This is a genomic window from Petrotoga sp. 9PWA.NaAc.5.4, from assembly GCF_002895485.1.
Taxonomy (GTDB): domain Bacteria; phylum Thermotogota; class Thermotogae; order Petrotogales; family Petrotogaceae; genus AZRK01.
Window position 1 is genome coordinate 1 of the sequence record NZ_AZRK01000015.1, and the last position, 14,432, is coordinate 14,432.

At 29.8% G+C, this 14,432-nt stretch carries 13 protein-coding genes; 1 reads left to right on the forward strand and 12 read right to left on the reverse strand.

What is annotated here, in order from left to right; translation table 11 throughout:
- Window positions 1-1,151: 1,151 nt before the first annotated feature.
- Window positions 1,152-2,516, forward strand: coding sequence for a chromosomal replication initiator protein DnaA (gene dnaA, locus X924_RS05650; RefSeq protein WP_121957969.1), 1,365 nt, complete (start codon window positions 1,152-1,154; stop codon window positions 2,514-2,516).
- A gap of 57 nt (window positions 2,517-2,573) precedes the next feature.
- On the opposite strand, the gene X924_RS05655 is transcribed toward dnaA, so the two are convergent.
- From X924_RS05655 to X924_RS05710, 12 genes are all read right to left on the reverse strand, one after another.
- Window positions 2,574-3,371 carry a family 1 encapsulin nanocompartment shell protein gene (locus X924_RS05655; protein ID WP_121957970.1) on the reverse strand — a complete coding sequence of 266 codons (798 nt, stop codon included), beginning with the start codon at window positions 3,369-3,371 and terminating at the stop codon, window positions 2,574-2,576.
- A 264-nt stretch (window positions 3,372-3,635) separates the two neighbouring features.
- The gene (locus X924_RS05660) at window positions 3,636-3,983 is read right to left on the reverse strand and encodes an encapsulin-associated ferritin-like protein (RefSeq protein ID WP_121957971.1); all 348 of its coding nucleotides are present in this window, start codon (window positions 3,981-3,983) and stop codon (window positions 3,636-3,638) included.
- Between the two features lie 548 nt (window positions 3,984-4,531).
- The gene (locus tag X924_RS05665) at window positions 4,532-5,011 is read right to left on the reverse strand and encodes a chemotaxis protein CheX (RefSeq protein ID WP_233186590.1); all 480 of its coding nucleotides are present in this window, start codon (window positions 5,009-5,011) and stop codon (window positions 4,532-4,534) included.
- 24 nt (window positions 5,012-5,035) lie between these two features.
- Entirely contained in the window at window positions 5,036-6,436 is a 1,401-nt protein-coding gene (gene cysS, locus X924_RS05670; RefSeq protein ID WP_369826025.1) for a cysteine--tRNA ligase, read from the reverse strand.
- 14 nt (window positions 6,437-6,450) lie between these two features.
- Window positions 6,451-7,920, reverse strand: coding sequence for a glutamate--tRNA ligase (gene gltX / locus X924_RS05675; protein ID WP_121957974.1), 1,470 nt, complete (start codon window positions 7,918-7,920; stop codon window positions 6,451-6,453).
- A 1-nt stretch (window position 7,921) separates the two neighbouring features.
- On the reverse strand, window positions 7,922-8,467 hold the full coding sequence (locus X924_RS05680) for an NUDIX domain-containing protein (protein ID WP_121957975.1): 546 nt from the start codon (window positions 8,465-8,467) through the stop codon (window positions 7,922-7,924).
- A gap of 4 nt (window positions 8,468-8,471) precedes the next feature.
- The gene (locus X924_RS05685; protein ID WP_121957976.1) at window positions 8,472-8,894 is read right to left on the reverse strand and encodes a cytidine deaminase; all 423 of its coding nucleotides are present in this window, start codon (window positions 8,892-8,894) and stop codon (window positions 8,472-8,474) included.
- A complete protein-coding gene (locus tag X924_RS05690) occupies window positions 8,872-10,221 on the reverse strand; it encodes a hemolysin family protein (protein WP_121957977.1) in 1,350 nt (449 codons plus the stop codon). Before X924_RS05690 ends, X924_RS05685 begins: the two co-directional genes overlap by 23 nt.
- A gap of 31 nt (window positions 10,222-10,252) precedes the next feature.
- On the reverse strand, window positions 10,253-11,149 hold the full coding sequence (locus X924_RS05695) for a YitT family protein (protein ID WP_121957978.1): 897 nt from the start codon (window positions 11,147-11,149) through the stop codon (window positions 10,253-10,255).
- Between the two features lie 20 nt (window positions 11,150-11,169).
- On the reverse strand, window positions 11,170-12,294 hold the full coding sequence (gene dnaJ / locus X924_RS05700; RefSeq protein WP_199172645.1) for a molecular chaperone DnaJ: 1,125 nt from the start codon (window positions 12,292-12,294) through the stop codon (window positions 11,170-11,172).
- A 2-nt stretch (window positions 12,295-12,296) separates the two neighbouring features.
- Window positions 12,297-13,001, reverse strand: coding sequence for a nucleotide exchange factor GrpE (locus X924_RS05705; RefSeq protein ID WP_121957980.1), 705 nt, complete (start codon window positions 12,999-13,001; stop codon window positions 12,297-12,299).
- Window positions 13,002-13,306: 305 nt separating this feature from the next.
- Complete coding sequence (locus X924_RS05710) at window positions 13,307-14,314, reverse strand: heat-inducible transcriptional repressor HrcA (RefSeq protein ID WP_121957981.1); 1,008 nt, start codon at window positions 14,312-14,314, stop codon at window positions 13,307-13,309.
- Window positions 14,315-14,432 lie beyond the last annotated feature (118 nt).

Below are 14,432 nucleotides of genomic sequence, written 5' to 3' on the forward strand. Positions count from 1 at the left end.
ATCTGTTATTTCTTTTGGTAAAAAGGCCTTTAGAAAATCATAGAATATTTCTTTGTCTTCAAAGAGTTCTTTGAATATTGAGTCTCTATTGGCCATCATTTTCTCCTTTTGTTGTAGGATTGAAGTCATTTAATTAAATTATAACATAATAGTGAAAGTTTTGACTGTAAAATAAAAATCCCTCTTGTTTCATTTTAAGAAAAAGGGAACAAATTGGTAATAACAAGTATTTTCACTGTATAATCAGCTCCATATTATTTCCCACTCAAACAACTTCGATATAACTATTATAACCTAATTCAACCTATTTTGAAAGTCAATTCAATTTCTAAAAGCTCTTCTAAAAAATATCAAAAATCTTAAAAAATCAAAAGTAAAAGTGTCTGAAAAATTAGGACACCTGTCTGAAAAATTAGGACACCTGTCTGAAAAATTAAGACAGAACTGTATGAAATTTTCAGACAAAACTGTATGAAAAAATAGGACATTATATAATACATAATACAAGAATACATATATATTATTTTCAAAAAAATTTTTCTGATTTTATCTTATACAAGATTTCCTAAACATCGTATTCATAATCTATTAACGTTTCTCTAAACATATAGTGTTCATAAAAATACTGAGACGAAATACCCTATTTTTCTCCAATATCTACAAGGGGTGATTAAGTTTGTACATTATTATTTTCCATTTTTTGTACATTGGGGTATTGACTTTTACACGATACTTTTATTTATACAGTGTATAATCACGGAATTTTAATAAAGTTAACTTATTGTACGCTTGACAATTCGATGGTTATAAAACTAAATGCTGTCAATTTAGCTACCCAAATAATGTTTAATCTTTTTTTAGAAATATTTTGGGATCTTAATTTAACTTAAAATAAATTTATTTTTATAATAAAAATATTTTTTATACAAATGTATAGTATACAAAATTATTTTTTAAAACAAACTCTTAACATATTTTATCACTGATTTTGTATATAAAGCTTAATAAATATAAGCTCTTTATCAAAAGTTATCTTTCTAACTCCGTAAATACGCTAATAAGCGAATTTTTAATCAAAAATTTTCTTGATTAAGTTCGGTTAATATGATAAGCTATATAGTGGTTGAACTTCTAAGGGGTGAATAGACTATATGAATAAAGACGAACTTCTTGAAAAACTTCAATCAAATATCTCAAGGGATACTTGGAATAATTGGCTGACTTCTGCACAAATTTTAGAATTAACTGAAACTAAAGTAACAATAGGTTTGGGTAATCTATTCATAAAAGAAGCCGTTGAAAAAAAATTTGGTCCTGTAATTCGAGACACACTTACTAACATATTAGGCAAAAAAATTCATGTAGAATTTAAAGAAATCCCCATTTCTTCGGAAAGTAAAAATTCTGTATCAGGTCCAATTATAAAAAATAGGCCTTTAAAATTATCTGACTTTAATCCCGATTTTACTTTCGATAGCTTTGTAATAGGAGATTCAAATAGAATGGCTTATTATTCGGCTATTGAGGTAGCAAAAAATCCCGGGAAATTTAATCCACTTTTTATATATGGAGATGTAGGACTCGGAAAGACTCATTTACTACATGCGGTTGCCAACTATTTATTAGAAAATTCTCCTGATTTAAAAGTAAGATATGTAACTGCTGAAGATTTTATGAACGAAATGATGGATGGCATTAGGTCAAACGGAATGGAACATTTTAGAGAGAAATTTCGAAAAAATATAGACTTTCTGTTAATTGACGATGTTCAATTTTTAATAGGAAAGAATACTGTACAAACAGAACTTTTTCATACTTTTAATACGCTCTTTAATTCAAAAAAACAGATAATTATTTGTTCAGACAGAACTCCCGAAGAATTGGCTACCTTTCATCCTCGTTTAATCAGTAGATTTGAGATGGGACTTGTCACGGATATTCAAGCTCCAGATAAAACTACAAAATATTTGATTGCCAAGAAAATGGCTCAAATGATATCTATTTCATTAACTGATGATGTTGCATATTATTTGGCTGAACATATTGATAAAAATTTACGAAAATTACGTGGTGCAATAATGAATTTGTTATTGCAAAGCCAAATAAGTGGGGTTCCTGTTAACCTTGATTCTGCTAAAAAAATCGTTGATTCTATGATTAGAATGAATGCTAGTAAAGTTAAACTACATTCCAAAGAAATTCTTGAATCTATAAAAATTGATTCCGTAATAAATGCGGTTTCCTCTGAATTTGAAGTAAGAAGAGAAGATATATTTTCTACCTCTCGAAAAAAAGAAGCCGCTGTGGCACGTCAAGTTTTGGCTTATCTTTTTAAAACCATCTTAAACATGAAAACTAAGGAAATCTCAGAAAAATTAAACAAAAACCATTCAACAATTGTTCATTCTATTAAAAAGATAGAGCAATCTTTACTTATAGGTAACGATCTGATAAGAGATAAAATAAATCATATAAAATCTAAATTAGAAGAAGAAAATTACTCTACAAACATCTAATTAACAAGCAAAATTAAAAGCTGGGTATAATTCCCAGCTTTTAGACTTAAAAATTTTCTAAAATTCCAATCCAACTATTGCTTCTGGGGTTACGGCATAAAATGTAAACGTTTCTGTAAAAAACAGTTTTACTTCTTCATCGACATGTCTAAGATAACCTAACGAAAGATCCTGTCCTAATATTAATTTGAAATCTTTACCACGTGTGGAAACAACGAATGATTGCTCTAAGTCATGTATTAATTCTATTTTTGCATTTAAAACTTCGTTAACCAATAAATTTAACGGATAAGATAGTTGCTGACTGTAAAGTCTTTCCCAAACTTCTTTGTTTATAACAAGTGAATAAGGACCTTCGATACCATTTTCTATAAATCTTTTTTTGATATTATGTAGCGAAACAATAAAATCTCCTACATTATTTTGTGAACTTTTTATTGAATTTGATTTTGCTAATGTATACAATCCGGTAATATTTGCTTTTTCCAAACCTCTAAGGATAATATCATTTTCAAACTTAGCTATTTCCTTAGCAGCAGTTTCTAAAGGCTCTAAATTTGGTGCAATATTACCTCTTTCAATATCATCCAAAGTCCATAATTTTAAAGTAAAAGGATTTCGAACCTCGATTAAAGGCAAAGATTTCCTTAATCCCCAACCAAAAGAATCAGCTGAACTTTCTACTAATTCGTTTGTCCCCAAATTGTAAGAAGAATATTGCCACCCAAACGGCCCTTCAACATCAACTATTTTACGTAATTTCAAATTACTTTTCAAAATCTCTTTTGCCCTTTCATCTAACTCTTCCCACATTTTTGCTGTTAAAGGTGCTATATCTCTTTTTAAAAAGTCCATTTTTTCGCCTCCTTTCAATTCTATACTATTCACCTTAGAAATTATAAACCTGGGTTTTATCAATATTTTAGTTTCAAATTTTTTATGAAATAACTATTTGATTTTGAACTTAATCAATCCCCTATTTTTTAACATATTAAGCCATTTTAAATTCAAAATATTATTTTCTCAAAGCTCTTAATTTCTAAGGTATCTAAATCCTAAGTATATTTCTTTTTGAAATACTAAAATTATTTATTAAACCCAACCTTTACTTCTAAATAACTAACCCTTTAGAGAACCTAACCCCAAATCTCCACTTTTAGATGGATCTTCATCTGTAGAATCTTTCTCAACTTGAAGTAACGGTTTCTCGGTAAATAAGTATTTTCGTAATTCTTCATCCCATCCATCCATATTTCTTCTGAGCCATTCTATAATCATTACAGCATGTTCTATTTCCTCATCTCTGTTATGTTCTATTATTTCTTTGAGGGATGGATCCTTGGAAACAGCTGCTCTTTGATTGTACCAATCTATTGCTTCTATTTCTTCTTTTAAACTATTTAATGCATAAACATAAGAGCGATCTTTATCAGTCATTTCTTCGTAAGGTTCATGATAATCTTGCATGAATTATCCCTCCTTTTTTCGTATTTATATACTCACTTTAGAAATTCTAAAAACTTTTTTAGATATATTTTATTGTTAAGTTTTTTATAAAAAACCTCCATCATTCTGATTCTTACTAACTGTCTATTTTTTAACTTTTCGGTACCTGTATCGAAGAGTAGAGAAAGGGCTCCGCCCTGAACCCACTTTAAATTCAAAAACTTATTTTTAAAAATTCATTATTCCCAAAGTCTCTATATAATTTCTTACTAACTGTCTATTTTTTAACTTTTCGGTACCTGTATCGAAGAGTAGAGAAAGGGCTCTGCCCTGAACCCACTTTAAATTCAAAAACTTATTTTTAAAAATTCATTATTCCCAAAGTCTCTATATAATTTCTTACTAACTGTCTATTTTTTAACTTTTCGGTACCTGTACCGAAGAATAGAGAAAGGGCTCCGCCCTGAAACCACTTTAAATTCAAAAACTTATTTTTAAAAATTCATTATTTCTAAAATTCCCCTGTATTTATTAATATCCTTAAAAATTTTAAAGCCTAAGCTTTATCATTACTTTTTTTCTTTAAATACAAAATATAAGTCCATTTCATTTTTTTCAGAAACATAAATTGGAAAAAGCAAAATGGTTCCTCTTACAGATACTTTTACAATTTTTCCACGTAATATAGAAGGGGGGGTTACAGAAATTAGATATCCTAACTGCTCCAAATAAGTAGCAATAGAACCAGAAACCATATTCCCCAGTTCTCCTATTGCACTGATGGCCATATCATCTAACTCTTTAACTTCCATCATTCCTTGCATCATGTCACTAACCAAAGCTAATGCTACTTCTTGGGAAAAAGAATAAACGATATTTCCTTCCAAAACACCTGTAAATCCTATGTTAGTAACCACATCATATTCTTTCTCAATTTCCTTAATAACCTTAGGTTTTTCTATTTTTAAATCAAGATTTGTAATAACTTTAAAAGAGTTTTTAACCGCCGAAAGTATTGAATTAACAATATTTACGTCTATTTTAACCACCATCCTGATTTTTCTTTTATAAATTCAATTTTTTATACTATACTTCGTACCTTCTGGGGTATCTTTTATTTCAAAATTAATGGCATTCAACTTGTCCCTTATATAATCGCTAATTTCATAAAATCCCTTTTTTCTTAGCTCTGTACGAACATTTAAAATGATTTCCATTAAAGAATTTATCTCTAAATTATTATCTTTAATTTGCTCATTAGTTTCAAATATTCCTAATATACTTCCGTATATATATCTAATAGTGTAATATATCTCTATAATTTTTTTCTCATTTTTGGTATCTAAAGCTTTATTCAATTCTTTTGAAAGTTCAAAAATTCTTGCTATAACGTTGGGTGTATTGAAATCATTAGATAAATTTTCAATGAGATAATTTTCGTTTTCTTTGACAAAGCTATCTTCTTTAGGATAAGGTACTTTGCCCAAAAAATAATCTTCCACTGATTGTAAAGTTTTTTTGATTCTGTCAACTGAAATTTTTTGAGCGTTTAATAATTCTTCGTTTATATCTATCGGTATTCTATAATGTTTGCTCAAAATAAATACTTTCAACACATCAGAATCAAATTTTTTTAGCAAATCCCTTACATACAAAACATTTCCTAAGGATTTAGACATTTTATCTTTTTTCATTTGAATCATGCCATTATGCATCCAATATTTCGCAAAATCTTTTCCACTTTTTGCTATGGCTTGAGCTCTTTCATTTTCATGATGTGGAAAAATAAGGTCGTTTCCCCCGGCATGTATATCGAAAGTTTCGCCTAAGATCTCACTTGACATGACAGAACATTCAATATGCCATCCTGGTCTACCTTCTCCCCACGGACTTTCCCAAGAAGGTTCTCCCGCTTTTGAAGATTTCCATAATACGAAATCTAAAGGATTTCGCTTGAATTTTGAAACTTCAATACGCGCACCAAATATTAATTCATCAGTTTTTCTATGAGAAAGCTCTCCATAATTTTTAAATTTGCTCACATCAAAATAAACATCTCCGTTTTCTGCCTTGTAAGCATATCCTTTACTTTCTAATTCAACGATATATTGGATAATCTGATCTATGTAATTTGTCGTTTTTGGATGAAAGCTAAAAGCTCTAACCTTCAAATTCAACGTATCTCTCCAATATTCAATTATATATCTTTTAGCAACTGTCTCAAAAGAAACTTCCTCTTTTTGTGCTTCATTTATAATTTTATCATCTATATCAGTGAAATTCTGTACTAACGTTACTTTATAGCCTAAATGTTCTAAAAATCTTCTAAAGGCATCAAAAACAATAATGGGTCTCGCATTACCTACATGAATAAGGTTATAAACAGTCGGACCACACAGATATATTTTTACTTCGTCCCCATTTATGGGTATAAAATCAACAATTTCACTCTTTAAGGTATCATAGATTCTAATATTTTTCATCGAATTCACACCTGTAGTATTCTTTCAAGTCTTTCAATAATCCTGTTTCTGCCTATCAAAAAAATCGTATTAACTAAATCCGGTCCATGGAAAGAATCCGTCAAAACTTTCCTTAATGCCATATAAAAAGGCTTTTTTTCTGGTTTGGCTTCTTTCATAGCTCTTTTTATATTTTCTGTTATTTTTTCAACTTCCCATTCGTCATCTTCTTGAAAAAATTGGTAGACTAATCTAATAGCTTCTTTAACTCCTTTTTTATTATAATATTCTAAGAATTGAGAATCATTAATATCAGGAACAAAATCTTTTACAAATACTGACAATTCATCAGGAATTTCACTCAAGGTATCTACAGAGGAAATTATTATTTCTATTGCTTTCAAGACCCACTTTTTATTTAAATAATATTGTTCCTTAGTTAACAACTTGGAATTTATCACAAAGGGAGCAGCTAAATCATATATATCTTCGATACTTTTCTTTCTTAAATATTGACCGTTCATCCATTTTAATTTATTTTCGTCAAATATAGCAGGGCTTGAACTTAATCGTTCTAAGCCGAAATTCTCTATTATCTCATCCACAGAAAGTATTTCTTTCCCTTCAGGATGTGACCAACCTAATAGAGCAAGGTAATTAACCATAGCTTCAGGCAAAAAGCCTTTATTGATAAACTCTTCTACAGATGTAGCACCATGTCTTTTTGATAACTTTTTACCGTCTGGTCCTAAAATCATAGAAACATGTGCAAAAACCGGTGGTTCTACATTGAAAGCTTCATAAATGGCTAATTGACGCAAAGTATTAGAAAGATGATCGTCGCCTCTTATTACATGGGTTATTTTCATTTCTATATCATCTACAACCACCGCAAAATTATAGATAGGAACACCATTACTTCTTAAAATAATAAAATCACCTATTGATCCTTTTTTAAAAACTACTTTCCCCTTTATTTTGTCATTTATTTCATAATCTTTTTGAGGCATTTTAAGAAAAATAACGGGCTTTAAGCCCTTGTCGTTATATTCCCTTATTCTCTGAGGAGTGTTGTACTTCGAAATTAGATCATAAGAATAATGTGGCGGCTTGCCTTCACTCAACAATCTATTTTTTATTTCTTCAATTTCTTCCGGATATATAAAAGCTTCATAGGCCTTCCCTCTTTCTATAAGTTCGTAAGCCTTATTCTGATATAAATCTAATCTCTCACTCTGTCTATATGGCTTATAAGGGCCATCTACGATGGGGCCTTCATCCCATTGAAGATTAAGCCATTTTAATGTATTTAAGAGTTGATTTTCAGATTCTTTTGTTGATCTTTCAATATCAGTGTCTTCTATACGCAATATAAACTTACCGTTGTTCTTTTTTGAAAACAAATAATTAAAAAGCGCTGTTCTCGCTCCTCCTACATGTAAATAACCCGTAGGACTTGGTGCAAATCTTGTTCTAACAATATTAGTTGAAATCATTCTAATCCTCCGTATTTTTTGATAATTTATACATATAAAATGCACAAATTGTTTTAGAATCAGTAATTTGACCATTCCGTATCATTTGCTCTATTTCATTGGCTTTTACTTTTAAAATTTCAACAAATTCGTCTTCATCAGGATTAGCTCCAACATCTATTAAATCTGTAGCACTGTACAAATGTATTTTTTCGTTAGAGAATCCAGGCGTTGTATAAATATATCCCATGTATTCCCATTTTTTTGCTTTCATTCCTACTTCTTCTTCTAACTCTCTTTTTCCACATTCTAAAGGATTTTCTTCGGCTGAATCAAATTTTCCTGCTGGTATTTCTATCAAAACTCTTTTTATTGGAAATCGAAATTGCTTCACTAAATATATATTTCCTTCGTTATCAATAGGTAGTACCGCAACAGCCCCAGGATGAATAACAACTTCTCTACTTGATATTTGTTTATTTGGTAATTCGACGTAATGTTTTTCCAAATTAAGTATTTTACCTTTGAAAATGGTTTCTTTGGAAATATCTTTTTCTGTTAGATCCATATTATTACTCCTTCATTAAATCGTTCGATCCGAATGCATAAGGTAGTAGTTCACTAACTTTCGTTTTTTCTATGTTTCCTTTCAAGTTGGCTAAAAATACATCGAAATCTCCAAATTCAGCCATAACTTGCCTACAAGCACCACAGGGTTTAACAGGTTCTTTACTATCAGCTACAACTAACAAAGCCTTAAATGACTTGTAACCATGAGCAACAGCTGAAAAGATAGAGTTCCTTTCAGCACAAATGGTAAGACCAAAAGAAGCATTTTCTACATTGCAACCACAAAAAATCTCACCAGTTTCAGTGAGAACAGCTGCACCAACTTTAAAATTAGAATATGGAACATAAGCATTTTCTCTTACATTCAACGCAGATTTATATAAATCTTTAATAGTTTTATCATCAATCATTTTCTCTAGTATCATTCCTTCCTTCGCCTTCATTGCTTTCACTTTTATTATGAACCGTAATTTTAACTTTATCTATTTTGTTTACAGTAACTGAAATAATTTCTATTTCATAACCCTCTAAGTGTAATATTTCTCCTGGTTTTGGAAATCTCTTGAATTTTTCAAGTAAAAACCCCCCTATAGTTTCAAACTCCGTATCAGGGAAATCAACGTCTAATTCTCTTTCAATATCATTGATAGGTGTAGAACCATCCACTAAAATCACATTTTCCGAAATTTTTGTTATTGTATTTTCATAAGCTATATCATCGTATTCATCAAAAATTTCGCCAGTCATTTCTTCTATAATATCCTCTAAAGTAACTAATCCAGCAGTACCACCATATTCATCAACTACTATAGCCATATGAGTATGATGAGTTAAAAAAAGTTTGAAAACATCTTTAATATTCATTGTAACGGGAACAAAAAATGGCTTATGCATAATCTCAACAACTTTTAGTTTTCTCACCTTTTGGAAATCGTCTAACTCATCGACCTTTTTAAAAATATCCTTTGCATAAACAATTCCAATAACATTATCTAAAGTTTCTCTATACACGGGAATTCTAGAATAACCCTCCTCATTTACTAAACGCATTAGCTCATCAATAGTCTCATTCGATTCAATTGCAAGTATATCAACTCTTGGTGTCATTATTTCTTTTACTGGAGTATCACGCATCTCTAAGCTTCTTTGCATTATATACTTTTCACTTTTTTCTATGATACCTTCTTCATGACCTATATCTAAGTAAGAAATAATTTCATCTTCAGTAATTAAAGGTGGAGCATTTGATATAGTCTCTCCACCGAAAATTCTTATAAAAATGTTTGAGAGGTGAACAAGAAACCATACTATTGGAGTTAAAATTGTGTTCAAAACGTTTATTACGGTAAGACTGAAGTTGAAAACTTTCACAGAATTCTCTCTTGAATATACTTTTGGAGTAATCTCACCAAATATTAATATGAGTATGGTCATAATCCCCGTAGCTACTCCAATCGCGCCTCCTTGAGAAGTTGGAATGAGACTCACAGCAAAAACTGTCGCTGTAGAAGTAGCTAATATATTTACTAAATTATTCATTATCAATATAGTTGTTAAATAATGATTAGGATTTTCTATAAAATGCTGGTATTTTTTTCTTTTTTTCTCATCTTTTTCTTCTTCCAAAATTTCACGAATTTTATATTTCCCTATAGTTGTCAAAGCTGTTTCTGAACCCGAAAAAAATGCTGACAAAAATAAAAGTATTATTAATAAAACCAGTGTACCCCATATACTACCAGGATCATCCACACAAGGTCTCTCCTTTTAAGACTTTGAATCTTCAAGTCGTTTTTTTAAAACCATACCCAATAGCTTCAGAGTTTTGCAAAATAATAAAAAAAGCATTTTTATCTACTTCGTTTATTATTTTTTTCAAAGTTCCTATCTCCGAACGAGACACAACTACTAATATTATATTTTTTTCTTTATTCGTATAACTACCTATTCCCTTTAAATAAGTTGCTCCTCTATCTAAGTTTTTGTATATTTCATCTTTTATTTTATCATAGTTATCGCTTATTATCAAAGCTGTTCTTGTTGATTCAAAACCTTCTATTACGCCATCTATTGTTCTTGCGGTAATAAAAATTGCTATGATACCATACATAGGAAGCAACGGATCTATTAGTACAGAAGAAGCAGTAATTATTGTATCTACTATCATCAAACCACTACCAACGCTTATAGAAAAAAATTTATTGAATATCATCGCAATGATATCTGTTCCACCTGTAGTAGATCCCTTCCAAATCACCAAACCCATTCCAAAACCTGCTATTAAAGCTCCATAAAACGTAGCTAATAAAGATATCTCTAAATTAGTATTGCTTGATTTCTCTATCAAATTAGGAATAATTTGATCAAATCTTAATCCTTGTTGGAAAAAGTCCGTTAGAAAAGAAAGTAAAACCGCGGAGTAAATGCTTTTGATGCCAAATGCAATTCCCAGAAGCTTAAAACCAAGAAAAAAAAGTACTAAATTGTAAATAAACATTTGAAGCCCTACCCACCAACCAAAAAAATTGTTTAAAATAATAGCTAAACCGCTTACTCCTCCTGCAATAATATTATATGGAATCATAAATAAAACCAACCCCAAAGCGGTTATTGATGTTCCAAGCGTTATTATAAAATAATCTTTTGGAATGCTATTTTTTTTAAAAAATTTAAAATTCATGAGAAAGTCCCCTCTCTACCTCACTCTAAGTTTGATTCTTCAACCAATTGTTGCAAAATTTTCTTCTCTTTTCGTGTTGGTTTATTTATTTTTATATTTATTTTAACATATAAATCTCCTCTTTTTCCACCGCCGAACTCTGGTAAACCCATATTTTTCAACCTAATTATCGTTCCAGGATTAGTTCCTTCATCTATTTTTTCTTCGATTTCTCCTTCTAAAGTGGGAATCTTAATTTTTCCACCTAATACAGCTTGAATATAGTTTATATAAACTTCGGTTTCCAAATCTGAGCCTCTTCTCACGAATTTTTCGTGAGGTAGGACCTTTACTTGAACAATTAAATCTCCATAAGGTCCTCCATTCTTACCTGCATTTCCCTTATTTTTTATTCTCATTGTGTATCCATCTAAAACACCTGCTGGTATTGTAATTTCAACCCTTTCTTTTTTCATAATTTTTCCTGTTCCTGAACAACTGACACACCTTTTACTTATTATTCTTCCAACACCTTCACAAGTAGGACAAGCATACGTCCTTACAAAAGTTCCAAAAAGGCTTCTTTGCTCTTCTCTAATGACACCATTACCATTACATCTTGGACACGTCTCAAAACTTGTACCATTTTCCGCACCAGTTCCCTTACAAGAATCACAAACAATATACCTATTTAACTCAACAATTTTTTTTACATCGTATAAAATCTCTTCTAATTTTAGATTAATAACTACATGAATGTCTTCTCCTCTTTCTTTGACAAAATTACGTCTTGAAGAAGTTCTTGTGCCACCACTTCCAAAAAACATATCAAAAAAATCTCCAAACGGGCTTCCCGAAAAATCCCTGCCAAAGAAATCTCCAAAAATGTCCTCGACTCCGCCACCACCTACATTTTGTCCAGTATAGGCAGTACTTTCATCTGGTACAAACCCAAATCTATCATAAAGTTTACGCTTTTGAGGATCACTCAAAACTTCATAGGCTTCTTGAATTTCTTTGAATTTTTGTTCTGCATATTCTTTGTTTTCGGAATGTTTATCAGGATGCCATTCTTTAACTTTTTGTCTGTAAGCTTTTTTAATTTCTTCTTGAGTTGCGTTTCTGTCTACTCCAAGTATTTTGTAGTAATCTTTTCTTTCAGGCATAATTATTTTTCACCTTCTTTATTAGTATTTCCCTCACTGTTTTCTTCACTTATTTGATTTTTTTCTTTATCGTTAGATTTATCGTTTATCTTTTCTTCTTTGGGTTTTACGGCTACTATCACCTTTGCAGGCTTTATTACTGTTCCATCTAATTCATAACCAATTGATTGCACCTCAAATATACAATATTCTTTGACTTCATTTGTCTCGTATTTTTCTATGACCTCATGTTCAAAGGGATCAAAAGGATCACCTTTTTTAGGTATAATAAATTTTAATTTTAAATTATCAAACGTTTTCAACATATCTTTATAAACCATTTCTATAGCAGATACAAATTCGGGTTCTTCTTTGTATTGCATACATAGCATCAACTTTTCAAACGGTAATATAAACTTCTCTATAATCTCCTTTTTTGTTGCACTTTTTATGTTTTTTTTCTCCTTTTCAACTATTTCTTTGTAATTTTCAAAATTTTCCATTATACGATAAAACGAATTCTTATATTTCTCTTTTTCTTCTTCCAACATTTCCAGTTTTTTCTTTAATTCTTCAATTTCAATCTCATAGTTTTTTGATTCAACCTCTGTCTTATTATCTTCTCCATTATTCCCATTATTTAAAGTATGTTCTATTTTTTCTTTCTCTTCTTCATTATCAGTATTTTGTACTGGCTTATCATTGAACATTGTTTCTCTTTTCTCCATGTTTAAAACCTCCCAAATTCTTAATTTTACTCGCTTTAGAAAATATGAATTTATTTACCTTTTTCAGTACTTGTAACCAAGGAAGGGGGAGGGCTCTGCCCTAAACCCATTCTAAATTCAAATGCCTATTTTTAAAAAAATTCTCATTTCTAAAGTTCTTATCTAATCCTTACAAAATATGAATTTCTTTACCTTTTTCGATTGTATAACATTCGAAAATCTTTTCTTCTAAGTTTTCTACAACAACAATTCACACTATTTAAAAAATCATATTATCTCTTTTTCATCAATTTACTATGTATGTGTTAAAAATTTTTTGATATAATTTCGGATAATCGGGAAATATATTCTTTTAAAAGTAAATAAATTTTTTCATAATCACAGTATTTTTGAGTAATAAATAATATTTTTCCTAAAGGATTACTATTCAATCTATAAGTTGTACAAAGAAACGCCAGATTTTTTAATGTTTTAGAATTAAAATCATTGCCAAAGAACAACGATATATCGTTATCAAAATCCAACGATTTAAAAAATTCTTCTTTAATAGTATCATTTTCAATTATAGAAGCTAATGTTTCAATTGCATCTAGGTCTGTTTTAGTCTTTGAGATAATCTTTTCTAAACCGTTAACCAAATATCTTGTTCTTTTAAATTCATGAGTTATGTTCTCTATTATTTCTAAAAAATTAGTTATTCTCAGATCTTCTACCTCTGATTTAGAAGCAGTTAAAATATAGAATAAAGAACTAAATGATTTGCCTACTAATCCATTATTCAGGAATTTTTCCAATTCCTTTGAAGGTGGTAGTCCATAAATTTCAACCGTACGAGATATAGTTAATCCTAAATTTGTTAAAATAGTAATTACACTATGAGTCTCAGTTAAAGGAGACACTACTACTCGAGTGATAAAAACGTACTTTGAATCAGGATATTCTAATATCACAAGACCGTCTAAAACATTTGATAACATTTCTGATAAATTCTGAAACATTAAATTTAAATCATAAAATTTGTATTTTTTTGGAATATCAATGTGAGTATCTGTTAAATTATACGTGCTTTTTATCATTTCAAAATATATTTTAAGTGCTGGATCTCTCGGTATCCTTCCACCACTTGAATGTTGCTGATATATATATCCTAATCGCTGTAATTTTTGCATATCGTTTCTAATAGTTGCGCTACTTGCTTTTATATTTGAATTTTTTAATACATCTTCAGAGCTAATCGGTTTACCGGTTTTAATATACAGCTCGACTATTGTTTTTAAAATTTCTCTTTGCCTATTATGAAGGATCGAACTCATTTTATCACTCCTAACTTTTGAGTGCTAATTATATGATATCAATTATTTTTATACTTTGTCAAATATTTAATTTACCGGCGTGTAAAAATTAAACAAATTACAAAAACTAACCCTAAAA

Coding starts and splice junctions, on each gene's coding strand:
- X924_RS05695 (WP_121957978.1), bottom strand. CDS start 11,149: ATGAATTTTAAATTTTTTAAAAAAAATAGCATTCCAAAAGATTATTTT.
- X924_RS05680 (WP_121957975.1), bottom strand. CDS start 8,467: ATGGATCTAACAGAAAAAGATATTTCCAAAGAAACCATTTTCAAAGGT.
- gltX (WP_121957974.1), bottom strand. CDS start 7,920: ATGATTTCAACTAATATTGTTAGAACAAGATTTGCACCAAGTCCTACG.
- X924_RS05660 (WP_121957971.1), bottom strand. CDS start 3,983: ATGCAAGATTATCATGAACCTTACGAAGAAATGACTGATAAAGATCGC.
- X924_RS05705 (WP_121957980.1), bottom strand. CDS start 13,001: ATGGAGAAAAGAGAAACAATGTTCAATGATAAGCCAGTACAAAATACT.
- dnaJ (WP_199172645.1), bottom strand. CDS start 12,294: ATGCCTGAAAGAAAAGATTACTACAAAATACTTGGAGTAGACAGAAAC.
- X924_RS05710 (WP_121957981.1), bottom strand. CDS start 14,314: ATGAGTTCGATCCTTCATAATAGGCAAAGAGAAATTTTAAAAACAATA.
- X924_RS05685 (WP_121957976.1), bottom strand. CDS start 8,894: ATGATACTAGAGAAAATGATTGATGATAAAACTATTAAAGATTTATAT.
- dnaA (WP_121957969.1), top strand. CDS start 1,152: ATGAATAAAGACGAACTTCTTGAAAAACTTCAATCAAATATCTCAAGG.
- X924_RS05655 (WP_121957970.1), bottom strand. CDS start 3,371: ATGGACTTTTTAAAAAGAGATATAGCACCTTTAACAGCAAAAATGTGG.